This window comes from Nitrosopumilus adriaticus (assembly GCF_000956175.1).
Classification (GTDB): domain Archaea; phylum Thermoproteota; class Nitrososphaeria; order Nitrososphaerales; family Nitrosopumilaceae; genus Nitrosopumilus; species Nitrosopumilus adriaticus.
The window spans coordinates 382,904-406,949 of the sequence record NZ_CP011070.1 but is presented as its reverse complement, the minus strand read 5'-3'; the positions used below and the strand labels follow the sequence as shown (position 1 = coordinate 406,949).

32 protein-coding genes are annotated in these 24,046 nt (G+C 33.0%); 14 read left to right on the top strand and 18 right to left on the bottom strand.

Going from position 1 to position 24,046, the window contains the following annotated elements; genetic code table 11:
- Positions 1 to 22: 22 nt before the first annotated feature.
- Positions 23 to 1,171, top strand: coding sequence for a tRNA (guanine-N1)-methyltransferase (locus tag NADRNF5_RS02385; protein ID WP_048115305.1), 1,149 nt, complete (start codon positions 23 to 25; stop codon positions 1,169 to 1,171).
- Here NADRNF5_RS02385 and NADRNF5_RS02380 read toward each other — a convergent pair.
- From NADRNF5_RS02380 to NADRNF5_RS02365, 3 genes are read right to left on the bottom strand one after another with little or no spacing between them, the layout of a single operon-like run.
- On the bottom strand, positions 1,161 to 1,754 hold the full coding sequence (locus NADRNF5_RS02380; RefSeq protein ID WP_048115302.1) for an RlmE family RNA methyltransferase: 594 nt from the start codon (positions 1,752 to 1,754) through the stop codon (positions 1,161 to 1,163). The two genes, NADRNF5_RS02385 and NADRNF5_RS02380, sit on opposite strands and share 11 nt — an antisense overlap.
- Positions 1,751 to 2,554: an RPC34 RNA polymerase subunit family protein gene (locus NADRNF5_RS10640; RefSeq protein WP_052661858.1), complete on the bottom strand. Its 804-nt coding sequence runs from the start codon at positions 2,552 to 2,554 to the stop codon at positions 1,751 to 1,753. The genes NADRNF5_RS02380 and NADRNF5_RS10640 overlap by 4 nt, the downstream gene beginning before the upstream one ends.
- A 46-nt stretch (positions 2,555 to 2,600) precedes the next feature.
- A complete protein-coding gene (locus tag NADRNF5_RS02365) occupies positions 2,601 to 3,062 on the bottom strand; it encodes a hypothetical protein (protein ID WP_048115300.1) in 462 nt (153 codons plus the stop codon).
- A 103-nt stretch (positions 3,063 to 3,165) separates the two neighbouring features.
- On the opposite strand from NADRNF5_RS02365, the gene NADRNF5_RS02360 reads away from it, so the two are divergent.
- The 4 genes from NADRNF5_RS02360 to NADRNF5_RS02345 all read left to right on the top strand — a co-directional run bounded on the left by NADRNF5_RS02360 (position 3,166) and on the right by NADRNF5_RS02345 (position 8,829).
- The gene (locus tag NADRNF5_RS02360; protein ID WP_048115297.1) at positions 3,166 to 5,259 is read left to right on the top strand and encodes an AAA family ATPase; all 2,094 of its coding nucleotides are present in this window, start codon (positions 3,166 to 3,168) and stop codon (positions 5,257 to 5,259) included.
- A gap of 98 nt (positions 5,260 to 5,357) precedes the next feature.
- Positions 5,358 to 7,487 carry a biofilm-associated protein gene (locus tag NADRNF5_RS02355; protein ID WP_048115294.1) on the top strand — a complete coding sequence of 710 codons (2,130 nt, stop codon included), beginning with the start codon at positions 5,358 to 5,360 and terminating at the stop codon, positions 7,485 to 7,487.
- Positions 7,488 to 7,525: 38 nt separating this feature from the next.
- Positions 7,526 to 8,038 (top strand): adenine phosphoribosyltransferase, encoded by a 513-nt coding sequence (locus NADRNF5_RS02350; RefSeq protein WP_048115291.1) that lies wholly within the window; start codon positions 7,526 to 7,528, stop codon positions 8,036 to 8,038.
- On the top strand, positions 8,038 to 8,829 hold the full coding sequence (locus tag NADRNF5_RS02345) for an S-methyl-5'-thioadenosine phosphorylase (protein ID WP_048115289.1): 792 nt from the start codon (positions 8,038 to 8,040) through the stop codon (positions 8,827 to 8,829). Before NADRNF5_RS02350 ends, NADRNF5_RS02345 begins: the two co-directional genes overlap by 1 nt.
- Here NADRNF5_RS02345 and NADRNF5_RS02340 read toward each other — a convergent pair.
- Genes NADRNF5_RS02340 through NADRNF5_RS02325 form a run of 4 tightly spaced genes read right to left on the bottom strand, consistent with a single transcriptional unit; the run spans position 8,826 to position 10,146 of the window.
- A complete protein-coding gene (locus NADRNF5_RS02340) occupies positions 8,826 to 9,110 on the bottom strand; it encodes a hypothetical protein (RefSeq protein ID WP_048115286.1) in 285 nt (94 codons plus the stop codon). The two genes, NADRNF5_RS02345 and NADRNF5_RS02340, sit on opposite strands and share 4 nt — an antisense overlap.
- Positions 9,111 to 9,118: 8 nt before the next feature.
- Entirely contained in the window at positions 9,119 to 9,517 is a 399-nt protein-coding gene (locus tag NADRNF5_RS02335; RefSeq protein WP_048115283.1) for a hypothetical protein, read from the bottom strand.
- 22 nt (positions 9,518 to 9,539) lie between these two features.
- Positions 9,540 to 9,893 carry a helix-turn-helix domain-containing protein gene (locus tag NADRNF5_RS02330; RefSeq protein ID WP_048115281.1) on the bottom strand — a complete coding sequence of 118 codons (354 nt, stop codon included), beginning with the start codon at positions 9,891 to 9,893 and terminating at the stop codon, positions 9,540 to 9,542.
- Positions 9,894 to 9,927: 34 nt separating this feature from the next.
- Positions 9,928 to 10,146, bottom strand: coding sequence for a hypothetical protein (locus NADRNF5_RS02325; protein WP_048115278.1), 219 nt, complete (start codon positions 10,144 to 10,146; stop codon positions 9,928 to 9,930).
- 17 nt (positions 10,147 to 10,163) lie between these two features.
- On the opposite strand from NADRNF5_RS02325, the gene NADRNF5_RS02320 reads away from it, so the two are divergent.
- Complete coding sequence (locus tag NADRNF5_RS02320; RefSeq protein ID WP_048118814.1) at positions 10,164 to 10,676, top strand: Hsp20/alpha crystallin family protein; 513 nt, start codon at positions 10,164 to 10,166, stop codon at positions 10,674 to 10,676.
- Here NADRNF5_RS02320 and NADRNF5_RS02315 read toward each other — a convergent pair whose 3' ends face one another.
- The 7 genes from NADRNF5_RS02315 to NADRNF5_RS11250 form a co-directional block, all read right to left on the bottom strand.
- Positions 10,677 to 11,795 carry a DNA topoisomerase IV subunit A gene (locus tag NADRNF5_RS02315; protein ID WP_048115275.1) on the bottom strand — a complete coding sequence of 373 codons (1,119 nt, stop codon included), beginning with the start codon at positions 11,793 to 11,795 and terminating at the stop codon, positions 10,677 to 10,679.
- Entirely contained in the window at positions 11,782 to 13,656 is a 1,875-nt protein-coding gene (locus NADRNF5_RS02310; RefSeq protein ID WP_048115272.1) for a DNA topoisomerase VI subunit B, read from the bottom strand. The genes NADRNF5_RS02315 and NADRNF5_RS02310 overlap by 14 nt, the downstream gene beginning before the upstream one ends.
- Entirely contained in the window at positions 13,643 to 14,215 is a 573-nt protein-coding gene (locus NADRNF5_RS02305; RefSeq protein ID WP_048115267.1) for a KH domain-containing protein, read from the bottom strand. Before NADRNF5_RS02305 ends, NADRNF5_RS02310 begins: the two co-directional genes overlap by 14 nt.
- Entirely contained in the window at positions 14,212 to 15,024 is an 813-nt protein-coding gene (locus NADRNF5_RS02300) for a serine protein kinase RIO (RefSeq protein ID WP_192828344.1), read from the bottom strand. The genes NADRNF5_RS02305 and NADRNF5_RS02300 overlap by 4 nt, the downstream gene beginning before the upstream one ends.
- A gap of 95 nt (positions 15,025 to 15,119) precedes the next feature.
- Complete coding sequence (locus NADRNF5_RS02295; protein WP_048115264.1) at positions 15,120 to 15,416, bottom strand: DUF424 domain-containing protein; 297 nt, start codon at positions 15,414 to 15,416, stop codon at positions 15,120 to 15,122.
- Positions 15,416 to 15,838 carry a translation initiation factor IF-2 gene (locus NADRNF5_RS02290; protein ID WP_048115262.1) on the bottom strand — a complete coding sequence of 141 codons (423 nt, stop codon included), beginning with the start codon at positions 15,836 to 15,838 and terminating at the stop codon, positions 15,416 to 15,418. Before NADRNF5_RS02290 ends, NADRNF5_RS02295 begins: the two co-directional genes overlap by 1 nt.
- A gap of 70 nt (positions 15,839 to 15,908) precedes the next feature.
- Positions 15,909 to 16,061 carry a DUF5679 domain-containing protein gene (locus NADRNF5_RS11250; protein ID WP_048115260.1) on the bottom strand — a complete coding sequence of 51 codons (153 nt, stop codon included), beginning with the start codon at positions 16,059 to 16,061 and terminating at the stop codon, positions 15,909 to 15,911.
- A gap of 250 nt (positions 16,062 to 16,311) precedes the next feature.
- On the opposite strand from NADRNF5_RS11250, the gene NADRNF5_RS02280 reads away from it, so the two are divergent.
- The 4 genes from NADRNF5_RS02280 to NADRNF5_RS02265 all read left to right on the top strand — a co-directional run bounded on the left by NADRNF5_RS02280 (position 16,312) and on the right by NADRNF5_RS02265 (position 19,320).
- A complete protein-coding gene (locus NADRNF5_RS02280; RefSeq protein WP_048115257.1) occupies positions 16,312 to 16,812 on the top strand; it encodes a hypothetical protein in 501 nt (166 codons plus the stop codon).
- 70 nt (positions 16,813 to 16,882) lie between these two features.
- Positions 16,883 to 18,028, top strand: a complete 1,146-nt coding sequence (locus NADRNF5_RS02275) for a DUF373 family protein (protein WP_048115255.1) — start codon at positions 16,883 to 16,885, stop codon at positions 18,026 to 18,028.
- Positions 18,029 to 18,130: 102 nt separating this feature from the next.
- Entirely contained in the window at positions 18,131 to 18,904 is a 774-nt protein-coding gene (gene uppS / locus NADRNF5_RS02270; RefSeq protein ID WP_048118808.1) for a polyprenyl diphosphate synthase, read from the top strand.
- Positions 18,901 to 19,320 (top strand): bis(5'-nucleosyl)-tetraphosphatase, encoded by a 420-nt coding sequence (locus NADRNF5_RS02265; protein WP_048115252.1) that lies wholly within the window; start codon positions 18,901 to 18,903, stop codon positions 19,318 to 19,320. Before uppS ends, NADRNF5_RS02265 begins: the two co-directional genes overlap by 4 nt.
- Here NADRNF5_RS02265 and NADRNF5_RS02260 read toward each other — a convergent pair.
- From NADRNF5_RS02260 to NADRNF5_RS02250, 3 genes are read right to left on the bottom strand one after another with little or no spacing between them, the layout of a single operon-like run.
- Positions 19,300 to 20,040, bottom strand: a complete 741-nt coding sequence (locus NADRNF5_RS02260; protein WP_048118805.1) for an orotidine 5'-phosphate decarboxylase — start codon at positions 20,038 to 20,040, stop codon at positions 19,300 to 19,302. The genes NADRNF5_RS02265 and NADRNF5_RS02260 overlap by 21 nt on opposite strands.
- Positions 20,021 to 20,707: a hypothetical protein gene (locus NADRNF5_RS02255; protein ID WP_048115249.1), complete on the bottom strand. Its 687-nt coding sequence runs from the start codon at positions 20,705 to 20,707 to the stop codon at positions 20,021 to 20,023. Before NADRNF5_RS02255 ends, NADRNF5_RS02260 begins: the two co-directional genes overlap by 20 nt.
- A 49-nt stretch (positions 20,708 to 20,756) precedes the next feature.
- The gene (locus NADRNF5_RS02250; RefSeq protein ID WP_048118802.1) at positions 20,757 to 21,758 is read right to left on the bottom strand and encodes an adenylosuccinate synthetase; all 1,002 of its coding nucleotides are present in this window, start codon (positions 21,756 to 21,758) and stop codon (positions 20,757 to 20,759) included.
- An 80-nt stretch (positions 21,759 to 21,838) separates the two neighbouring features.
- On the opposite strand from NADRNF5_RS02250, the gene NADRNF5_RS02245 reads away from it, so the two are divergent.
- Complete coding sequence (locus tag NADRNF5_RS02245; protein WP_237089311.1) at positions 21,839 to 22,219, top strand: hypothetical protein; 381 nt, start codon at positions 21,839 to 21,841, stop codon at positions 22,217 to 22,219.
- A gap of 76 nt (positions 22,220 to 22,295) precedes the next feature.
- Here NADRNF5_RS02245 and NADRNF5_RS02240 read toward each other — a convergent pair whose 3' ends face one another.
- On the bottom strand, positions 22,296 to 22,577 hold the full coding sequence (locus NADRNF5_RS02240) for a Fe(2+)-trafficking protein (RefSeq protein ID WP_048115247.1): 282 nt from the start codon (positions 22,575 to 22,577) through the stop codon (positions 22,296 to 22,298).
- 78 nt (positions 22,578 to 22,655) lie between these two features.
- Between NADRNF5_RS02240 and NADRNF5_RS02235 the strand changes: the two genes are divergently transcribed.
- The 3 genes from NADRNF5_RS02235 to NADRNF5_RS02225 all read left to right on the top strand — a co-directional run bounded on the left by NADRNF5_RS02235 (position 22,656) and on the right by NADRNF5_RS02225 (position 23,974).
- On the top strand, positions 22,656 to 22,865 hold the full coding sequence (locus tag NADRNF5_RS02235) for a hypothetical protein (RefSeq protein WP_048115244.1): 210 nt from the start codon (positions 22,656 to 22,658) through the stop codon (positions 22,863 to 22,865).
- Positions 22,866 to 22,925: 60 nt separating this feature from the next.
- Positions 22,926 to 23,567: a hypothetical protein gene (locus NADRNF5_RS02230; protein ID WP_192828343.1), complete on the top strand. Its 642-nt coding sequence runs from the start codon at positions 22,926 to 22,928 to the stop codon at positions 23,565 to 23,567.
- A gap of 119 nt (positions 23,568 to 23,686) precedes the next feature.
- Complete coding sequence (locus NADRNF5_RS02225; protein ID WP_048115240.1) at positions 23,687 to 23,974, top strand: winged helix-turn-helix domain-containing protein; 288 nt, start codon at positions 23,687 to 23,689, stop codon at positions 23,972 to 23,974.
- Positions 23,975 to 24,046: the final 72 nt, after the last annotated feature.

Genomic DNA, 24,046 nt, shown 5'->3' with positions numbered 1-24,046 from the left:
GATTAGGAAAAATGAAAAACAATTGGAATTTCCAGATGAAACTTTTCAAGAAATAGTTGAAGGTAAAACAAAACTACTAGTTCCAAAAAAATCAATTACCGATAAAGTTCCACCGAAAAAACCCGCATTCTTTAATCCAAAAGCAAAAGTGAATAGAGATTTTTCAATTATTGCATATGCAGCTTTTCTAAAAAACTTTCAAGGACCAAAAATTTTCTTAGAAGGGTTATCGGGAATTGGTGCAAGAGGATTGAGAGTTGGAAAAGAATTAGAAGTTGAAAAAATTGTAATAAATGATCTTAATCCCAGTGCCCTTAAAATGGCAGAATATTCTGCAAATCTAAATAATTTAAAAAATATTGAATTTTCTGAAAAAGAAGTATGTAGATTTTTGAGTAGATATTCAAAAAAAGGTAATAGGGGCTCTATTGTTGATATCGATCCCTTTGGTTCTCCCGCGGCATTTTTTGATTGTGGGATTAGAGCAACTATGCATGGAGGGATTTTATCAACTGCAGCCACGGATCTTCAAGTTCTAAATGGACTTTTTCAGAGTGCATGTAAGAGAAAGTACGGAGGTATTCCAGTAAGAACAGAATACGGAAATGAAATAGCAATAAGACTGATTTTAGGTTGTCTCAGAGTAGTTGCAGGAAGATTAGGAGTAGAAATCATCCCATTATTTGTAGAAAGTGAAATGCATTACTATCGAACTTATGTCAAAGTTCTAAACAGACCAGATCAAAAAGAAAATTTAGGATATATTTTACACTGCAAGAAATGCGGCCATAGAAAAATATCATTAGATCAACAAAAAGAGTGTGATTTGTGTAATCAAGAAATTAGTATTGCAGGTCCTTTATGGATAGGAAAAATTTTTGACAGAGAGTTTATTCAAAACATGGTTCTTGAAGTTCCAAATTTAGAAATAGATAAAAATTGTGAGAAGACCCTTGGCAAATGTCTTGGAGAATCAGATATGCCAGTTACTTATTTTACACTTGATGAGGTTGCATCAAAAATGAAATCATCACCACCTAAACTTGAAAATGCAATTTTAAATTTACAAAAAAATAATTTTCAAGCTAGCAGCACATCATTTAGTCCAACAGGATTTAGAACAAATGCCAGTATTAATGAAATAATTAAAATATTTCAGTCTATCCAATAAATCCTAAACAAACAAGATACAATTCACTACTTTGTTTTCTACTTGCGCTAGGTTTTGTTAAATTTATTCTAGAAAATTTTTTCTTGACATAGTCTCTGAATTCCATAGAATACTCACCGTCAAAAACTTTGAAAACAGCATTACCTTTTTTTGCTAAAACCTTGTCCATAATTTTGGTGCAATCATAATTCAATGAGATTTGTTTAGCATGATCAACTGACCAATTCCCACTAACTTGAGGAGATAAATCACAAACGACTGCATTGACTTTACGTCCAAAATATGTCATCACCTCGTCAATTACATGCTCATCTTCAATATTTTCTCGAATAATATGAGCTCCTGGAATTTCTTCAACATAAGATAAATCAACACCCATTACTTTGCCTTGATTTCCTGCCAATTTTACAGCCATCTGAGTCCAACCACCAGGAGCACAACCAAGATCAAGTACGTAGAATCCAGGACCAATAATACGATAAGATTTGTTTAATTCCTGAAGTTTGAATGCAGCTCTACTTCGATAACCTTGTTCGTGAGCTAATCTTCTATAATGATCTTTTCGAGCATCAATTAATTTCATTTGGCCTTCGCAGGTTTTTTCATCTCAGCAATTACCCAGTCTTCAATGAATTGGCAGTTTCTAGGACTGATTTCACCTTCAAGTGAGCATTTTTGTTCAACAGGGCAAACCAAGCATGGTGCATTTTCAATTGATTGAGTACTGATTGGAGTTTTCTTTAAAATTAATTTGTAAGTCCAACGTCCTTTCTCCAAGAGTTTTTCTCTATAGATCGTTCCCATTCTTTCAAGCTTTAAGGATAAACGAGAGCCATCACGACTTGTGAGTTTGAGTTTTTTCCAGAGTTCACTTTGAAACATTCCTTCAGATTCACGTTCTGCAAGAATATCACAGACTTTGTTTGTGAGTCTCTCCATGTCAACTTTTTCGATTTGAAAATTTTCAATTTCTTCATCAGTGAGTTGTTCTTCTAATTCTTCTTCTATAGTTTTTTCTGCTTCTCTTTTAGCTTCTTCTAATTCTTTTTTAGTTAATTTTTTCACTTTTGGTGGCTTTGGCTCAGCTTTTTTCTTTGCTGGTTTTGCTTCAGCTTTTTTCTTTGCTGGTTTTGCTTCAGCTTTTTTCTTTGCTGGTTTTGCTTCAGCTTTTTTCTTTGCTGGTTTTGCTTCAGCTTTTTTCTTTGCTGGTTTTGCTTCAGCTTTTTTCTTTGCTGGTTTTGCTTCAGCTTTTTTCTTTGCTGGTTTTGCTTCAGCTTTTTTCTTGGGTGATGAATCTAGAACTTTCTTTTTCTTTTTTAATTCATCTAGTTCTGCTTTAATTTTTGCAGCTTCATCAGTTAGAGTATCTTTTTTCTTTGCCATCAAATCACCATATTCAAGTTCTTATTTATCATAGAAAAATTCATGCCTATTTAACAGTAAATGTTCCCCTAGTTGAAATAGTCTCCAACTGTTTTGAAACCATTTCTGCTACAATCTCATATGAGCCTGGAGAGTCAATGGTTTTAGAGAAATTATCATTAATTGGGATTGTTCCCATTCCTTCACCAAAGCACTGCTCAAAGTACCCACCCTGAGTAACTACATCATTTGTTGAAGAATAAATCGTGACATATAGATCCCCACAATCAAAAGAGGAATCATTGATTTTAATTTGAATTTCTACAGGTGTGGATGTAGTGTATAGTTTTGCAAGATCAATTATTTCAATCGAAGATTTATGGGTTGAAAATCCTTCAGAAAAAGACATTGGCCACATGTTTAATTCCCTGCCAGGTTTTTCCAAAATATCATTCATTACAGCAGTTCCAAATACTACTGAAAATATTACAGGTAAGACAAATACTAGAAAAATTCTTTTTGACACCATTTTGTTTTAAAATCTGCAATTCCCTTATATCTATTTAGCAAAATTTGAAACTCCAGATCAATTTGACGAATGAGTTAAATCGTAGACAACTAAATATCGCTAGATGCGACTTAGAAAATTCAGGGTTAGAGCATATCGTTGTATCCATGATTCTGGAGAGATTACAGTTGGGGATTTAGCTGCCTTTGTAGGCAGAAATGAAAGTGGAAAAACAACCATACTTCAGGCACTGACCTTGCTAAATAGAGACGAGCAGGTCTCAGAGTTAGATCTATGTGATGAGATGGATGAGGAGTTAAAAAACGAGATAAGATTAGCAGAAGGAGAATTTGATCTAAACCAACATGAACGAGATTTGATAAAAGAAAAATTTCCAAGTTTGCCTGAAATTAAAAAAATTAAATTAGTTAGAACAAACAGAAGACCAAATGTCCAATACGAGTTTGAAGATATTGAGCTTAGCGAAGATGAAAGTCAAGGAATAAACTCATGGGAGAATTTCTGTAGTCAAATATTAGGATTTTTGGATACAATTCCAAATCATCTAAGAATACAAATTGATACAAAATTCTTTGAAGGACCTGTTCCAAAGAACCAAGAAACTTTTGATAGCGGAATGGCAGAATTTAGCAATCAGTTCCATGTAATTGCAATTCAAGAACCAAAAGTTATTGAAGAATGGGAAAAAATCTATGAAAATCCAGAAAACCAATTTTCAAATTTACTTAGTGGTGAAAGCATAAAAACAGCCTTGGAAAACTTCATTGCTTCTGATTTACATCCAAGATTTGTTTATTTCTCAGATTACAAAAAAATTTATGGCAATATCAATCTTAATGAATTTCTAAGAGAAGAGAGAGGAGAAAGAGCAGATTCAATTGAATATATCGAAGAATTTGATAAAGCAGAAACGGTAAGAAATCTATTTTATCTTGCTGAACTTGACATGAAAGAACTCGATGAAGTAAAAGAAAGTCCTTCACAGTGTATCAAACTCCTAAATGCTGCAAGCAATAGATTGACCAAAAAACTAAACCCTGCATGGAAAGGAGACCCAATTCACGTAGATTTGAGATACAATCCAGGTAACATTATGAGCGTAGTAATTTCTGATGTACATAAAGATGGAACTATAACAAACACAGGGTTACTAAATAGAAGAGCAGAAGGATTCAAATGGACATTTTCATTTATTGTAAACTTTGCAGCTGAAACTCAGAGGGCAGAATTAAAAGAAGCACTTTTGCTTTTAGATGAACCTGCTAGAAACCTTCATCCAACTCAGCAAATGGGAATTTCAGACTTGCTTAAAAATTTAGCAGGATCAAACCAAGTTTTGTATGCAACACATTCCCCATTTATGATATTTGATTATACACCAGGTAACTTGCTAGTGGTAGAATTAGATAAAAGAAAACACCTTAGTAGAATCTTTTATGATTATTGGAATGCTGATGATAAAACATTAACACCAATTTTGTATGGATTATCCAGAGGACAAGTTGAATCCATTGTAGATAGAGAGATTGGAACTAATTCCAGACCAGTAATAATTGTGGAGACAATGTCTGATGCAATGTATCTAAATGCTTTTGATAAATTCTTGCAGGATCCAAATATTTCAATGAATCCCCTTAATGTTGTAGCAGCTTATAACAAAAATTCAGTTTTACCATTAGCAATTTTTTATAGAAATCATGGGTATAGAACATTTATTCTATTAGATAATTCTGAAGAATCAAAGCAAATTTCAGCTCAACTAGTATCAAATGAATTCTCATCTATTCAGACCATATTCTTTGAAAGGGAAGGAAAGAAACTAGAGTCTATTGAAGATTATATCGCTCTAGAAGATTATTTGCATCCAGTCAATCAGACTTATGAAATAAAGTTAAGGCGTGAAGGATTTTCAAATCTTACTCCCGAGGAAGTCATATCTAAAGAGGGTAAGGGAGTTTTGGAAAAGTTGAAAAAAATATGGCAAGACCACAGAGAAGACGATTGGGGGGAATTTGATAATGAGGAGATCACCAGATACATTTGTGAAAAGATTGCCCTTGAAGACACTGGTTTTCTTACAGACAAAACAAAGGATCAATTTAGATCATTGTATAGATTAATTGCTGAAAGAATCAGACAGTATCAAAATATTGCAACCAAGCCAGACCCAACTAAATTTCAAAAGGCCAAGGCTTAAGATTTAAGAAGTTTGCTTATGAAAGATTCTGAATCAAGAAATAACAATGCAGGAAAAATTGTTTAAGGTTTAAGAGAGAGATGAATAATTTGGAGAATATGAACAAATCCTCAATGAGAGGAATCATCCTTTCAGTTACAATTTTACTTTCAATTACATTTATAGTAATTCCATCTTATGCTCAAGAAATTGATGTTTCAAGTATAGCTCTTGAAGAGACTACAATACTTGAATTAAAAAATGAGCAAGACCAAGACATCAACACATTTAGGATTTGGGTTGGCAGTGACTATAGTTTCAAATCTTTCAAAACTGAAAAAGGATGGGTAGGGGAAAAAACACCACAAGGAGTAATTGTTTTCACATCATCAGAACCAATCAAGAAAGGTGAATCTGTCAAATTTGGTGTTAAAACTGATAAAGTGAGTTCAGGAATTAATTGGAAAGCATTAGATGGTAAGGATAAACAGATTGACACTGGCAAAGTATTGCCAAAAGAATTATCAAAAGTGGTTAAAAATCCAGACAATGTCCAAATTGAAGAAAATTCAGGTTTCAGTATTTCTGCAGAGTCAATATTTAGAATAGTTCCAGAGAAACCAAATGTAGGTTCATCAATTAGAGTTACAGGAGATAAATTTGGCGCATCTCAAGAATTTGATTTCTACATCGATACAAAAAAGATTGGAAGTTTTGTGACAGATAAAGATGGTCACTTTATGACTTCAATGAAGATCCCAGAAGACCAAAAAGCTGACAGAGCAGATTTTATCATAAAGGATAAAGAAGGTGAAGAGAAAAAAATCAGCATTAGAATAGGTGAGATTGAAAATAGAATCCCAGAAGAGAATATCAAATTAACAATTGAAGGTATTCCAAACATTGTACATAGAGGAGATTTGCTAGAAATTTTTGGAACTGGGTCCCCAGGAAAAGGTGTTTCATTGACAATTAATTCACCAGATGGAGAAGTCATCAGAACAAGAACAGCTGAGATTGATAGTAAAGGAAACTGGGAAATAGAACCATTAATAGTTCCACTAGATAGACCATTTGGAAAATATACAGGGGTTCTATCAGATGGTAAAACAAACAAATCAATTAGCTGGACTATCGAGTCAGACAAAGTAATTATCATCACACCCACTAGTTTGAAATTTGAGCCGGGTGAAACTATAAAATTTAATGGGACAGCATTACCAAACAAATCAATTGAGTTAACACTAGAAGATCCTCTTGGAAAAGAAATATTTTCAGATATTATTGAAATTGATGAGTCAGGGATTGTAGAATTTGAATATCCAACTCTTCAGAGTACAGCAGAAGGAACATACACGTTAATTGCAACTCAAGAAAAGAATAAAGAATTTATTTTTGTAGGACTAGGAGAATTACCAAAAATTCCAGTAAACATAGAATTTGACAAATCAAGTTACAAGTCTACAGAAACTGCAATAATTACTGTCACAGGTAAAGCATCCGAGGTTGTTAGTCTATTAATCATTGATCCATCAGATAAACCAAAAGGAGATGTGATATCAATACAATTGCAACCAGATGGCAGAGGCTCTTATTCTCTTGATTTGAAAGGATTTGCGTCAGGAGTATACTCAGCAGTTGTCAGTAAAGGAAGTGCTAAAAGTACGGAAATTTTTGCAGTGGGATTGCAGGTAGGTTCAGGTGAAATCGATATCAATACCACAAAAACAGAGTACCATCCAGGTGATTCAATTTTAGTTTTAGGAGAAACTAGTCCAAATGCTATTCTCACTATTTCCCTATTTGATCCAGAAGGAAAAGAAGTAAAGATAGTTGAAGAGTCATTTTCAGATAAAAATGGAAGAATTTCTGAAGAAAAATTTAGAATACCTTCTGATGCCAAAACAGGGATATGGACGATTCATGCAAAAAGTGGATCAAACTTTGATACTGTAGAATTAGATGTGCGTGCAGTATTAGAAGAAGGAATAATTGTATCAGTATTAGATAATCCAGATACTTATTTAGGGAAATCAAAAACTATTCAAATTTTTGGAGTAACACAAACTGTTGCAATAGAAATTATTTCTTCTGAAGGAGTAGAAATTGACAAGTTGTCAATTCCTGCGTCAAAAGCAGGAGAAATTAATCTGCCATGGTTCATTCCTGCAGAAACTGAGCCTGGAACTTATACAATAAAAGTTTCAGATGCTTTTAATTTTGCTGAAACCACTTTTGAAATTAACTAGTATCAAACAATTTTATTTCACCTCAGAAGATACTAGTCATGAATTTAAAAGATAAAATTGCAGAATATCCAAATTTTCCTAAAAAAGGAATTTTATTTAGAGATTTTAGTCCAATTTTGAAGGACCCATCAGCATTATCCGAAATTGCAGATGAGTTTTCAAAGTATTTTCATACTAAAGATATCGATGTCTTTGCAGGAATAGAGTCTCGAGGATTCATTCTTGCATGTATTTTAGCTGCCAGATACAAAAAAGGGATGATGATGATTAGAAAGGCAGGAAAATTACCCGGAAAGACTGTAAAATTGTCATACACAATTGAATATGGAAAAGACACTATTGAGATTCAAAAAGACAGTATTGAGAAAGGACAAAAAGTGTTGATTTGTGACGATCTACTTGCTACTGGAGGAACAGCAAAAGCTGCTGCAAAATTAATTGAAAAAGTAGGCGGTAAAATCACAGGTTTTGCATTCATTATAGAATTAACAGATCTTAACGGAATCAAAGGAATTAGCAATTACAATTGTAAGTCACTGGTGAAGTATTAATGGAAAAAGATGTAGAGATTGGAATCTTTGGAGGAACTGGAATTTATGATTCAGGACTACTTGAAGATGCACAAGAGATTGATATTGACACACCATACGGAAAGCCATCAGATACTATCACCGTAGGAATTTTTAATGGACGAAAGATTGCTTTTCTTCCAAGACATGGAAAAAAACACACTATTCCCCCCCACATGATCAATTTCAGAGCAAATATTTGGGCATTCAAAGAATTAGGAGTTACAAGAATTATCGCACCATCTGCAGTTGGAAGTCTTAAAGAAGAATTAGAACCAGGACACTTTGTTTTGCCATCACAGTTTTTAGATTTTACAAAATCAAGAAAAGGTTCATTTTCTGAAGAAGGAAGAGTAATACACATTTCAGTTGCAGACCCATTTTGCCCAGAATTACAATCATCAATTATCAAAGTAACAGAAAAACAAGATTTGAAAATACACAAAGATTGTACTTATGTCTGCATTGAAGGTCCAAGATTTTCAACCAAAGCAGAATCAAAATTCTACAGAACAACGGGGGCAGATATTATTGGAATGACACTAGTTCCAGAATGCCAATTAGCACGTGAAGCACAAATGTGCTATGTATCAATTTCAACTGTAACAGATTATGATGTATGGGCTGAAAAACCTGTAACTGCCAAAGAAGTTTTGGAAACTCTATCAAAAAACGTAGAGAAAACAAAGAAAATCCTAACAGAATTAATTGATCAAATCCCTAAAACTAGAAGTTGCTCTTGTGCTAAGGCATTAGCGGAAGCAGAATTTTAGTCATCAACAAATGACTCTTTTTTAAGACCTTCAGGAAGTGTAAGATCTCCTTGAAGCAAATTCCTTTGAAGGGAATCTATAACTTCATCAACATCATATCCTAATTTTTTTAGTTCTTTCTCTGTAGCATCAGAAAGCTTTGCACCAACATTTTGCCCTCCAATTCTTCCAAATGCAATAGCCGTAAAACGAAATTCATTGTTATCTATAGTAAAATTCCCAGTAATTTTTGCAGCCATCTGGCTTCCATGAATGTTATTAATGTGAACTTTAAGGTCCATTATAGAAATTAAATTTCTACTGCCTTGTTAATATTATCATCAATTAAAAAGCTCCAATGCTTTTCATCTTCAATTTTAAAATTATTTATTTTGAGCGGAATAATTTTCTCATCTAAACATTCATGCTTTATTTCCCCATTTTCTTTGAGCCTCACCAATTTCCATTTGTATTTTCCTTGTTGTAATTTGCATATAGATACTGCCCATTTTGCATCAGCATCAATTTTTGGCATTCCAACTAGATCTGCAATTTCTTCAATACCCAATTGTTTTTCTTCGCAAAATCTTTTCTTGCAAACACCACATCTCCAGACATCAACAGAGCCTATAGTTCGCTCATCTACGTTGATGTTTACTACTCCAAAGTAAACTGGCTGATGCTTGCAGGTTTCAGTGTCAATACTCAATGTTGGTCATCCACCATTAGCATTATTTAGTTCTTGCATCGTCGTAAGGCTTTTCTAAAATCACCCCAACACTATCGACAATTTTATTTCGTCCAAAAGATCGATTTTCTCGCTCACACATTCTTCTATACATGTTAACAGCAGTGAACCTAGGATGCATTGCTTCAAATTCAGTTTCAGTAATGTCAATAAAAGCACCCAAAGTCATTAAATCCCTAGATGCTTTTTGAGCATCTTCTTCAGATATTTTTAATTTTTTAGCAATTGTGACTGAAGACATTTTCCCATGACATGTAATTAGCAAATAGACTTTTGCTTGAAGTGGTTGCAATTTTATCTCAGAGATCAAATCATTTTCAATTTTTGAGAGATCCATGATTTTGAAAATATGTTACAACGAAATAAATGATCTATTTTTTGACCAGTATTTTCTTAGAAATTTTTAACGAGAACCCCATAGCAATAAAATGAACAAAAGCGCCCAATATCACACCTAAAAACAAATCATCAAGGATTATCCACACTAGAACGAATGTTAAAAGTGATGGAACAGTGACAATCAATGCAATTATTGTTCCTTTTAGTGCAATATCACGAATTGATAGTTTTGTAGACTCTTTATCGGTCAATGGTAAAAATTTCAAAAATGGTAATAAAAACCAAAGATACTTTATATTTGGTAAAGGCAAATTTTTACTGTTTGGCAAGCTATAAGGGAGCATATTCGAATGAGCAATCATTAAATTTTGTAATTCCAATTATCGTGATTTTATTTTTAGGAATTATCTATATTATGACACAAAGAGCTGATTCAGGTTTTGTAAGTTTCATCCTAATTGGTGCTGCGGCTTTAACAATGTTCTACTGGGTCAGAGTTTTAAAGAAAATGACAAAAGATCAAAAACCACTATACACTCAAGCAAGAGAACAAGAAACAAAGAACTGGGTTTATGATTTGATAAAAGGGGAAGGGGAGTTTGTTTTTGTCGCAGAAGTGCCAGGTCCTGAAGATAAAATTGCAGTAAGATTAGTAGATGGGATTTTATATATTCGTGGAACTGCAGGGTTTTCAAAAGAAGTTCCAATTGAAGGTGCAAATGAAATGCAGATATTTGATTTCAAATATAGAAATGGCGTGCTAACACTTCGAATAAAATAACTAAAGACTTTTTGCCAATTCTAATTTTTGTGGCAGATATTTTTCAGTAATATTTGTAAGGCCATATTTTGAGAAAGCTTCCAATTCAGCTTTTCGTTTTAGTCTTAAAAATACGTCAAGTTCTTTTTTCCAAATTCCATCTTCATATCTAGGATCTTTTTTCAAGTCATAACATCTTTTAATATCAGATTCAGTCATCGGGATTGTTGGAAGTTTATATTTTTCAATATCAGTAGCCCAAACACCTACCCATTTGGCATCAGGAACAGTTAGTTCTCTCAGATGTGCTGCATTTGCAGAACCAGATTTTATTACCATTGCAATATGTTCCCCATACACATCACCATCTGTGAGTACAATTACCGGCAGATTCATTTCTTCATGAAGTCTTTTTAGTAATGTTCTAGTTGAACGTGGAGCTTGGCCACCAGTATTGATTATTATTGATTTGAATTTTTTATCAACCTGTTCTTCGACAAATCTAGTAAAAAGACCACCTTTTTCAATAGCAATCACAATTTCAGCACTAGTATCTACTAATTCTGCAGTAGTCAAACTAGGACCAATAGAATAGCCATCGGGGTGATTTGATAAATTCATAGTTTTTCCCTCATAACCTGGAATGGTATATTCAATATTCAAATCACCAAAGATAGAGCTTCTCTCCTCTGGGAAGATGTGAAAATCTTCTCGTGGTTTTGAAGTAACTGCTTCTAAATCAACAATAATGTTATCAGATTCGGATTGGTCTTCAAATTCTATGGCGAAAGCTTGAGATGAGTAATAAACATCTCTTAAGGTAGATGATTTTTTTTCTTTGGTAAGCCTATTTGCAAAAAATGCAAGCCACATTAATTGTGTAAAAGATCTTAATTGAGAAGAATTTCTAGAACTCCTAATAGCAGCGTTGCTTCCTAGAATGTATTGTCTTAATTTTTTATCATACACAATATTACTTACAGACCTACTTGGGATTGAGAATTTTGGGAATTGGCCATTATCTAATTCATCATATATTTTTGCACCATGACTTTTAAGCATCTCAAGAATATTCTTTTGTTTTGCATCAGCTTTCTTGCTTCGCTCTTTAATCTTAGTTTTTTCTTTATTTGTTTTCAACTTTATTTTCCTCCTCTACTGGTTTTTTAACTTCATCCATATTTTCAATTTCTAATACTTTCTTATAATCAGGCTCTTTTTTCTTACCAGCTAGTTCAGTACAAAACTCTGCAATCAGTGGGATATATTTTGCATAAAGATTTGCTCTCTTTTTTGCCATATCAGCTTGGCCTCGTTTAGACATGTATGCAGCTAATTTTCTAGACAGGTATTGCAATCCCAATCTTAACTCCCTTTCAATTTCAGGTCTATCTGCAACATTTTCTTTTCCTGCAGTTTTATACGGAATTCTAGTGGAACAAATGTGGGAGACTATAATGAAAGGAGGATCACCTTTAATCTTGTATCTACCCCAATCAGTATCATTGACAACTTTGAGTACTACATCACTACCTTCATCATAGAGTAGAGGAATTCTATTTGCATACCTGTAAACATGTGGTCCACCAGTCTTAATGTCACCACCGTATGCAATACCCATCTCAATAATGAAAGGAAATCCAGAGTATGCAGAGGCAGGACGTTGAACAACAGCAGCAAAATCAGGATTAAAGAATTTTTGAATTCCTTTTTCTAGTGGTCCTTCACCTAAAGGTGCAAGACAACTGGGATCAGGTGCAAGAAAATCTTCAAATTTTTGAAGGGAATCACTAAGATTCACTAATTCCTGATTGGTCATTGTTCCCATTCGTTTTTCAGGTTTGAATCCTGAAAATTCTGCAAATTTCAGAGCAGTGGTTGGACCTATTCTTTGAAATCGTTTAGTCAAAAATGTTGTTAGAGGTTCACCCTGCACAGTATTCGTTAATTGTTTGAAATATTGACTTTCAGGATCCATGTCTACTGATTTTGATTGAGAGTCTCCAAAATCCCAATAAAATAATTTCTTGTTGGGCATATCAATGTCTTCAATTTTTATTTTGTTTAGTTTTTCAAAATCCATTTTTAAAAATGACATTAAAGCGATTACTACTCTAACTTGACGTGAAAGAGTTTTCCATTTTTTCTTTGCTTTATCCATTATTGCAGTAAAGCTTAGATTTTTTACAGATAGACCCAAATCTTTTCTTACTTTTTCAATCATTGCATCATCAATAGTAGGAATTTCAAATTGTGATTCAACTATCATTCTTCGAATTCGTTCTACATCAATTCCATGGGGATGAGGTCGAATTATTGTTGGGGGTGGAGGTATATTTTTTACAAAGCGTGGATGAGAGAACTTTTCTCCTTTTGGATCATCAAAAGTTATTGACGCATATGGAGTAATCAAAGAAGTCTCATAAACATAATCTCTAATTTTATTTCCTGCTTTTGAATAATCACCTTCTAAGCAAATACTAACAGAAAGGCCTTTTTTTGATACTTGTTTTGTATTATGTTTTACAATTACTGGTTTATTTTTTTGAATGTCAAGTAGTAGTTCAAATTCATCTTGAGTTTGTCCATCAACAGAACTCTTTACTGTAACAGGTTTGTTAGTTGTAATTTGTCCATACAAAATTGCCATGGTTGCCCCAAGTCCAAACATTCCCCTAGCTTGTTTTAATCCAAATTTTGAGCCATACAAAACAGTTCCAAATGCAAGAGGAATATGCTCAGGTTCTATTCCAGGTCCATTATCTTTTACAGTTAAGATGTAAGGTTTAGGATCTGATTTATCAGGATCAACAGCTTTTATTGTTAAATGAACGTCAGGAAGAATACCTTTTTGATCACAGGCATCCAATGCATTCTCTACAAATTCCCTAACAGCCGTGTAGAGTGAGCGTGTAGGATTACTAAATCCGGCTAAATCACGGTTACTGTAAAAGAACTCACTAGGCGATATTTGATTGAATTTTTCTTTAATCAAAGACATCTTGATCTTCCCATAATTTCATTTTTTCTTGCTTATCTCTGCGATTTGCAGCTTCTAATTTAGTATACACAGCTCCATGCATACTTCCACTTGAAATAGAAGATATCGCATCTACTGCTAATCGTAATTTACTTGAATCACCAATAATTGAAACAGTTTTTCCATAAACTGAGATATGTGTACCACTAAGATTTTCCATATTTCGTCTAGCTCTACCACCTTCTCCAATGATCCTCCCTTTTATCCTTTCAACATTTGCATTAGACTTTCCTGCAAATTCTCTTAGATCAATTACATGTAATGCATTTTCACCTTGCAACAAAGTCAAAGCATTTTCAGGTGAAAATCCTCTTCCAATAGCTGTTACAATTTCCATTGCTTTGAATGGTTGAATTTTTTCAACATCACCTTGAGTTTTTATGAAAACTTCTCCGGTTTCACCATCAATGTCTAAAGACACATGGCAAGTAGTTTCAATTTTTGTTTTAACACTACCTGATTTTCCAATAAGAACTGCGATTCTATCATTTGGAATACGAATTAATTTTTCAAAACTCATTTTATTATTTCCTCAAATAATTCATCTGGATCTTCAACAGAAACTCCTCTTTTATGAAAGAATTTTGTAATGTTATTAATATCTCTTTTAAGAAATTCTTGAGCATTTGGATGTCTCAAATCAACTCCAGATCCTAGATCAAAAACAACCAGCCCACTGTCTGTTTTAAAAATATTATATTCAGAATAATCCCCATGTACCAATTTTGCTTTATGGTAAAGATCTTTAATTATAGAAATTGCTTGGAAATAATCACCTTCATCTACTTCTGATGTCAATAATGATTTTGCAGGAGCCCCACCTTGACCAATAAACTCCATAACAAGAACGTTTTTTGTAAGATGAAGAGGTCTGGGAACCGGAATTCCAGCCTCATAACATTGAGTTAAGTTACGAAATTCTTTTCTAGCCCATAGATGAACTAGATTTTTTGTACCTTTTTTGATATGAGAGAATCTAGGATCACCTAGGATGTAGGGTTCCCGTTTTTTAAAATTTGAAGTACTTACAAGATAAATTTTTAGAGCAACATTAACATCGTTATTTTCAACTCCCCAAAAAACTACAGATTCTTTTCCAGCACTGATTGCTCCATTGACATACGAAATAATATGATCTGTGATCATTTTGTATAAAGTCATGACAGTTGGTTTGTCCAAAACCTCATTGATGACTTTGCCTTTTTTGAAACCATCCTTCAAACCTCCTCGTTTTGATTTGAAAATTAATTTTTTATCAATTTTAGATTCTATCTTTCTACTTAAATCATCAAAAAGTAAATCATCAGACATTATATCATCAGAATTCATATCATTTAGCAATAGATTTTGTTGAAGACACTAGATAAAAGATATTGCTTTTATCAGAAATAATACTAGAATCAAAAATCAAATTAACCAAGATATTACATATTAAATACAATTAGAAACGGAATGCCTGAAATTGTTTTAATTCCATTTTCAGAACCTACTCCAAGTTTAATTGATAAAGAAATTGTTTCTTTTCCAACCATGTTAATGATTGATGATTGCTTCAGCAAATCTCTTGCTTCTTCTTTCTCAACAAATCTTTCACCATAGTAGCTCTCACTGATGTGTATGTTTAATTCATCTTGAGTGATTTTTTTACCTAATAATTCAGCATCACAAATATTGAGCATCATGTTTTTTTGATATTCAGTTACACGTACTGAAAACTGCATTATGCATATTTACCCTTCAAAGTAGATTTTGCACCACATGCTTCACAAATTAAAAATGAGATACGGTTTTCTTTGAGGATTTTAGTATCAGGACTTTTGCATGTTGGACATTCAAGATAATCTTTTACATAAATTTGAAATAATCTTGTGAAATCATCAGGAGCTCGTCTTCCCACAAACATTGCTTTATCACCCAGCCTTTCTGCAGGAACAGCGAATTCTTTTGATAGATATTGTAGAACTTTATCAGGGTCTCTACGGAGAACTTTTGGGAATTCTGAAAAATTACGTAGAAAAGTTTTTTGTCCTTCCCACATAACATCAACAACAGGAAGCTCGAATCTGGTTGACGAATCTTCATTGTTATCTCCAAGCTTATCCTGAATTCGTTTCAGTAGAGCCTCATATTCTGCTTTAGTCACTAAAAAATAATAAATGCTGGACCCTATATGGGTTTTGAAAAAGAGAAATCGTGTGGACTTTTGTTAGAAGTTATTCTTTTGGCATTGCACCAATACGGAATACATTAGTTCCACAAGTAGGACATGTACCTTTTACAGCAGGACGTCCATTCTTTAATTTAGTTTCTTTGGGATCTTTGATATCCCTTTTTGCTCTGCATTTTACGCAATATGCTTGAACCATTCTAAAATTTGTCAATCTTACGGGTATTTAGGAAGAGGCTGTGAAATTTATTTAACTATAGACTGGATACGCGTAAATTTTTTCAGGCATCAAAAAGAGAGAATTATTGAAAAATTCATCGAATGTAACAAATTTATAAAAAAATTATGTCAAATTTATCGTAAAAACATTTTTTTTCAAACGTTTGGATGCAATTCATAATAATTTAAAATATTACCAATTATAAACACCTTAAAGATAAAATTACAAAATGGCATCAAAAAAAGGAATTGCTGCAACTGCCATAATTTTAGCTGCAATTACGGGTGCTAGTTTTTTGTTATGGTTGGTGCCACAAGAAGATGAAACAACTTTCATAGTTACAGATTATGAGAATTATCTTGATGGAGTAAAAAATATCCATGAAGTATTACAAGAGTCAATGGAAATAGAATATCAGAATCTCCGCAATGGTGAAATTACTCCACAAGAATACATTGTGGTAGCTGATGTAACATCGTCACAGGTAACTTCTCAAATTAGTGAATTTATTACATCAAAACCTCCTGAAGTATGGCAAGATAGTTACATTAGCTACATGGAGGCATTGAAGAAATTTAATTCGTATATTGGTGAAACAAAGGTGCTAGCAAATTTGATTGAAAAAGGAAGTACAGGTGTAGAATTAGAACAAGTCATAGAGAAAATTGAATCGATTAAAAAAGAGTCTTTAGAATATGCTAGAAATTCTGAAGAGCAGAGACCAAACTAGGCTCAAAACCCAATTTTACTATTCATAGTTGTTGGAAATCGTTAAAAAGTAATTCCGTAATAGAAATAGAATGTCTCAGCAATCAGATAAGGTTGAAAAAGATGTCAATGCATCTTCAGCCAATAAATTACTAGTAATTTGTATTGACAGAGATAATGATGTAGGTGAAAAAGCAGGAATTTCTACGCCAGTTATAGGTAGAGATGCATGTATAGAGGCAGCTCAAAGATTAGCATTAGAAGATCCTGAGGATGCGGATTCAAATTCAATTTTTGCAGCTATCAAAACATATGAAGATTTAATCAGTAAAGGGTATCAAGTTGAAGTAATTACTGTTGCAGGAGTAAAAGACAGAGGAGTTCAGGCAGACGAAAAAATTCTTTCTGAGACAAGAAAAGTTTTAGAAAATTTTGCTGCTAATGGTGCAGTGATTGTTTCTGATGGTGAAGATGATGAAAGTGTAATCCCAGTAATTCAAAATGTCTTACCGGTTGTATCTGTTCAACGTGTTGTAATGAAAGTAAGTAGAAGCGTAGAATATTCTTACGCAGTTTTTGGAAAATATCTTAAAATGCTTGCATATGATTCAAAATATTCAAAATTCTTTTTAGGAGTTCCTGGAATTCTTTTGTTAATTGGTGGAATCGCAACTGCATTTGGGTATACTGCAGAAATATTTGCAGTTCTTGTTAGTATTTTAGGGGGAGCATTTTTAATCAGAGCTTTTGATATTGATAGAGCATTATCAAATTGGTCTAAACCAACACCGATGGGTTTTATCAGAATGTTTACAATGGTTGCTGGAATACTGTTGATACTTTCATCAATTCCTGCAGGGATAAGTGCTGTTGATTTAGAGTTAATTGAAGCAGACACACAAATTATTTCAAAGATTACAGACAAGATGATTATTGGACAATTTATTGCAGGGGCACTTCCAATTTTATGGATTGGTCTTGGTGCAATTTTTGCTGGAACTCTACTTAGTAATTGGATTGGAGGAATTCCAAGACAAATAAGTGATAGTTTGAGAATCATTGTTCTAATTTCATTGTATCCTACAGTAGCCCAATTTACCAACATAATGATTTTTGATGAGAATTCATTTACCTTGATCCCACCTTTATTGGGAGGATTGGCAGCAACCCTGGTATCAGCTACTATTCTCTTTAAAAAATATAGAAAGCATAAAGATCAAGAGATGATTTCAGACTAAATCCGAATATCTAGTATTTTTAAAGTCAAATTTCTGAATAACACTGATATCTTCTGTTGCTTGAAAAGGGTGAGGTGGCTAGACATTAGTAAAATAAAAGAAGTGGTTTTTCAATTATCCGGACTATACAAGATCTACGGTAAAAGATTAGAAAAAGAAATCCAGAATGGAGACATTCCGAATCACGTTGCCTTAATTTTAGATGGTAATCGAAGATGGGCTAAAAGGCACCTAACAATGCCAAAAAAAGGTCATTGGAAAGGAGCAGATGCAGTTGAAAATCTTCTTGACTGGTGTGAAGAATTTGACATCAAGATTGTAACACTATATGCATTATCAGCAGAAAATTTGAATAGAAAAGATGATGAACTAGAATATCTTTACGAATTAATTCGTATGAGACTCGAAAAATTATACAACGATCCTAGAATTCATCGGTGTAAAATGAGGGTTAAGGGAATTGGTAGAATTGAACTACTTCCAGATTCTATAAAAGAGATTCTAGAAAAATTAGATGATGCTACAAAAAATTATGATAATCATTTTCTAAATATTGCATTAGCATATGGTGGACAATACGAATTATTAGATGCAGTTAAAAAAATTGGAGAAAAAATTAAAGATGGCTCAATAAAAGTAGAGGATATTAATAAAAAAGAAATCGAATCAAATCTATACACATCACATTTACCACAATCATCTCCGGACATGATATTAAGAACATCTGGTGAACAAAGATTAAGTGGATTCCTTATGTGGCAAAGTGCATACAGCGAATTAGTGTTTATGGATATTTTTTGGCCAGAGTTTAGAAAAATTGATTTGATGAGAGCCATTAGAACATATCAAGAAAGGAAGAGACGGTTAGGAAAATGATTGAAGAGACATCAGCAGGAATTGTAATATTTAGAAAAGAGGATTCAAATAATTTATTTTTATTATTACACTATCCATCAGGGCATTGGGATTTTGTCAAAGGTAAAATGGAGAAAGATGAAACAACTCATCAAACTGCAATCAGAGAAACAAAAGAAGAGACAGGAATAACAGATATCTCATTTGTAGAAAATTTTGAAGAATGGATTGAATATAATTTTCAATATCAAGGAGAATTAATTCATAAAAAAGTTGTATTTTTCTTGGCAGAAACTAAAACTAAAGATGTTGAAATTTCTCATGAGCATCAAAACTTTACATGGATGGATTATAACACAGCCATGGAAAAAACAACATTTGATAACGCTAAAACAGTATTAACAAAAGCCCAAATGTTACTTTCCAAAACTTTGTAATTGCAATTCTTTTGCAACACTTACAGGATTTTTAGAGTTTAGGATGGTCCTACCTACAATCAGATAATCAGTTCCGGATGAAATTACTTGATTTGCACTACCACCTTGAGTACCGACTCCAGGAGAAAATATGTTTAATTTTTTACCAGATTTTTTCGAGCAATATTGAATAATTTTTGGGAAAGTAGCTCCAACTACAATCCCGTCAACTTTTGCAGTCATAGCCCAATTCAAAAATAATTGGTAAAGTTGTTGTTTCTTTCCCATTTTGATCTCCATATCATAAGATAATTTTGCTTCAGGGGCACTCATGTGACATAAAGTAATAACGCCTTTTTCATTTTTGTGGGATGATTTTACAAGATTTATTAAACTATCAAGCCCCATTATGGGATTGGCAATTACAGCATCAAACCCTAAATTCCAAAGATGTTCAGTAGTAACACGATTTGTATTTCCAATATCATTTAGTTTGATATCAGCAATTGTTTGCAAACCATATCTATGAGCTGTTTTATTGATTTTAAGAATCTCTTTAGAACCAAGAGGTAAAAGTAAATGGAAATTCAACTTGATTCCGCAGAGATAAGGGTGTAATTTTCGAATATTTTGAACGGTTTTAGATTCTAAATTCTTTACAGAGTAATCATAATCATTTGCAAGAATTACTTTTCCATTGGTTTTTGCGATCTTGGAAAGTCTAGTTTTGAAGGTGGCCATAATCAACTAAGGGATGTGTGTCTTTTAATTTTATAATTTTGATATAGGAGTAACCGTGTTCTGAAGGATTTTCTACAAATGTAGGCAGTATTCCATTACTTGTTGAAAATTTTAGAAATGGTTTTTGGGGATCAGAATCCAATACTACATGACAGAAATAAGATGTTCCTTCATCATTGAAATTCATAAAAACTCCAATTAACCATTTATCATTACATGGGAATAAGAATAGAGGGAACGGGGTTTCTTCAAATCCCCAAGTAAGCTTTGCAAGACTAGACATGTCTTCTAATTCAATGGGCTGATATCTATCAAGAGTACCATTTCCAGGCTGCAATGACTTTGGAAGAGATTTAATCCGTACAATTGGGGAATAGAGTTTGCTTGCATCAGAAGTAGTATCTACAATTGCAGATTCTTCCTTTCCACCTTTTAGCCCATAACAAAGATAATGTCCGTTATGCTCTAGCGGAGTATAATATACAATTGGTTTATCTTTTAGAATATCCATTTGTACAGATAATATTTTTTTTCCAAAGTGATCATGTAGGAAGGATACACGTGGTGCACGCTCAAGTGCACAAACGAGCCTAGTGAATTCTAAAGTTGAGTGTACTTGAATGTAACGTGGGAATTTATCAATTGTAGTTGCTTGTAATTTATCCACAGATGTTTGTAGTAGATTATCAAATTAAACTTATCCTAAATTTTGGAGCCTAGTTTCTTCTGTCAATAACATCATTAACAGCTGGGCCTGTTCCAATTATTGTAACAGGCGTGCTTAATTCAATTTCAATATTTTTTATGAATAATTTTGCATCATCAGACAATTCATCATAGGAAGTTTTTCCTGCACAGTCTGAAAAAAGAACATCTAATTTTGTAATGGAAATTTGTGTTGCTCCATTAAGCATGATTGCACGCCTAGCTAAATCAAAATCAAAATCTGCAGCACGTCTTTGACGTCCTGTGACAGTACCAAACTCAGACCATCCTTTCTTTTCTGCTTCTTCAAGGGACAATTCTTTTTCAAGAGGTCCTGTACCTACACGCGTAACATATGATTTGAATACAACAATTACTTCATCCACTTTTGTAGGTCCAAGGCCAATATCAGCACAAATTCCAGAAGCAGTAACATCCTTTGAGGTAACAAAAGGGTAAGTTCCATGCCATAAAGAAAGGAAAGTTCCCTGAGTACCCTCTACTAAAACATGTTGATTTTTAGATAATGCATTGTTAATTTCTAGAGGAACATCGATAACAAGAGAGGATAGTGAATCAAAATCTTTTGCAAGTTTTAAAACTCTCATTGCCCTATCAGCATTAGCAGGTCCTGTACCAGAACCAGTGCTGCCAATTTTTTCTTTTAATTCTCCTTTAGAATCTCTTAACAGATGAGTTTCCTCAATAATTCCACAATGTTTATCAATAAATGCCCGTCCGGAAACTTCAAAATCATTAATTTCTTTTTTAAGGACTTCGGGATTAATTACAACTCCAGGGCCAATCATTACTTTGGCATTTTTATTCAAAAAACCACTTGGAAGCATTCTTACTTTATACACTTTATCGCCATCTCTAATTGTATGACCAGCGTTTGGACCGGCTCCACCTCTAACTATTATTGTAGGATTATCTTTAATTGCCAAATATGAAATAATTTTACCCTTACCTTCATCACCAAAAAATCCTCCAACAACTACAGTTGATGTCATGTAGTGCAATCTCTATTTCGTTTATTTAAGCTAAAGTATTTTCACATGATTTTATATTCAACAAAGATTCGGTTAGATCGATGGTAGGAGAAAATTTTGCAGGAAATATTATAATTAATTTGGCTAATCTTCCAGATTTTCTTAGAAACCCAATTCTTAAAAAAAGAATGGTAGAATTTTTTACATTATCAGAACCAGAACAAAAAGAAGTAATAAACAATGCACTAGAAGCAGGTCCAACAATTCCGTTTCCTAATTTTTCTAAGCTTTTTAAAACATGGCTTAAAATTTTAACCACACTTTCAGAAGAACAAAGAGAGGGGTTATTCTCAGCTTACATCATAGAAGTCTCAAAGTCACCTCAAAAATTAATCGAGTTTAATTTAGATGGAATTTTGGAAGTATTTTTGACATTAGAAGAAAATGAAAAAACAATTCTGGCCAACACTATAAAAAAATAATCCTTAATTTGGATGAAAATTCAAAAAGAAGGGTTTTGTTAATTATACCAGATAATGCTAAAAAACACCTGAATTTTTAGACGCCTGTAGGCTCATCAGGTTTTCTATTATCTTCATTTGTGTAATCTATAACTTCTCCTTCAGAAGACAGTACGCCTACAAAGATCTTTTCGTGTTTTTTCAATAATTTTCTATGATCAAGCATCGACATATCTAATTTCATTTCATTCATTACCATAATTTGATATTCCTTCCATTCAGCCCAACATTTGTTACATGTTGGATATTTCTCAGCAACAACACCTAGTTGTTCGGTATCAGGAATAGAATTTTTACATTTGGTGCATATTCGAGTCATAGAAATTATCAATATTGAACTCCTTTTATCTTTTTTCGAATCTAAAGTAATAATAGTTAACAAAGACTTTAGGGCATTATGAAGATAAAATGCCCCAAGTGTAAAGAAGATGCAGAATTGGCAATGGATTTTTCAGAGGTAAAATGTGGCTCATGTGATTTTGATATGAGTTATGGGGAATATGTAAAATTTGTAGCTCATAACGAATCAAAATATTCAGATATTCTTGGAGATTATACAGGAAGTACAGAAGGTCACACTTCAGGATCATTGGATGAATGGGATTAACAACATGGTGAAATCATTCATCAGATTAAAATAATTAGCTCAAAGGGTTTCTAAACATCATTGGAATTTTTATTAGAAAATATACTAAATCTCGTAGGGTTTTTGGTAGGATTGGCAATTGGAGTAATGTCAATCATAGGATTTAGAAATACTGGTAGTCCAACTCTATTTAGATTATCAATTGCATTTTTATCAATCAGTTTAGGATTTTTTGTCATATGGATGGGGTATACAATAGAAGACTTTGTAATAAAATCTGGAAGTATAGAAAGATGGGTGCAAACATTAGGAATAGGAATTCAAACAGTTGGTTATTTTTTCATTGCATTTTCCCATAGCATAAAATCATTTTTTCCAAAATCAAGTTATTTTAGATCAGTTGGAATTTTACCATTATTCTTAGTTTCGTCAGTTCAGTTAGAACACATTTTCAGATCTGTTTCATTTATTTTACTAGCGTATGGCGCAATTGAAACAATGTTATCGTATTTTGAAAATAAGAATAAAGGAGCTATTTCGGTTGCCATAGGTTTAGGGCTTTTGGCATTGGGTGAATTTTTAGGATGGTATTCTTTTGTTTTTCCAGAATCAGTACTATACACAGCTTCGATGACAATCAAAATTGGAGGATTAATAGCATTATTCATTCCAGTGAGCAAAGTCCCATTAACTAAGATAAAATTTGATGATGATTTTGAATAATATGAATTTAGGCACAAAAAATTGTGAATTAAAAAAGTGTCAAATTCTTTTGTCTTTTTAGTATATTGGAAAATATCAACGCACTCTCATAGAAATTAGAAAAATATTCTATTGAGGAAATGGCAGAGTATAGAACACATATGAAAATAATTGGAGATATTTTATCAACCACTAGAGATGATTTGCAAGATGAAGATGGAGCAACAGTAACATATCTTATTAGAAAAGCAAATATCTCACATTCAAGGATTTCTAGAATTCTAAAAACATTAGTATCTCAAGGACTTTTAGAACAAGTAGATACACAAGGTTCAAACAAATACAGAATCAGTCCAACAGGTAGAGAATTTCTTCAAGCATATAATACATTTACAAATTTTGCAGACAATTTTGGATTAAATATTTAGTCTTCTACTTCATCAAATTCATCATCAAAGTCATCTTCAAATTCTGTATCTTCATAATCAGAAGGAGTGGAC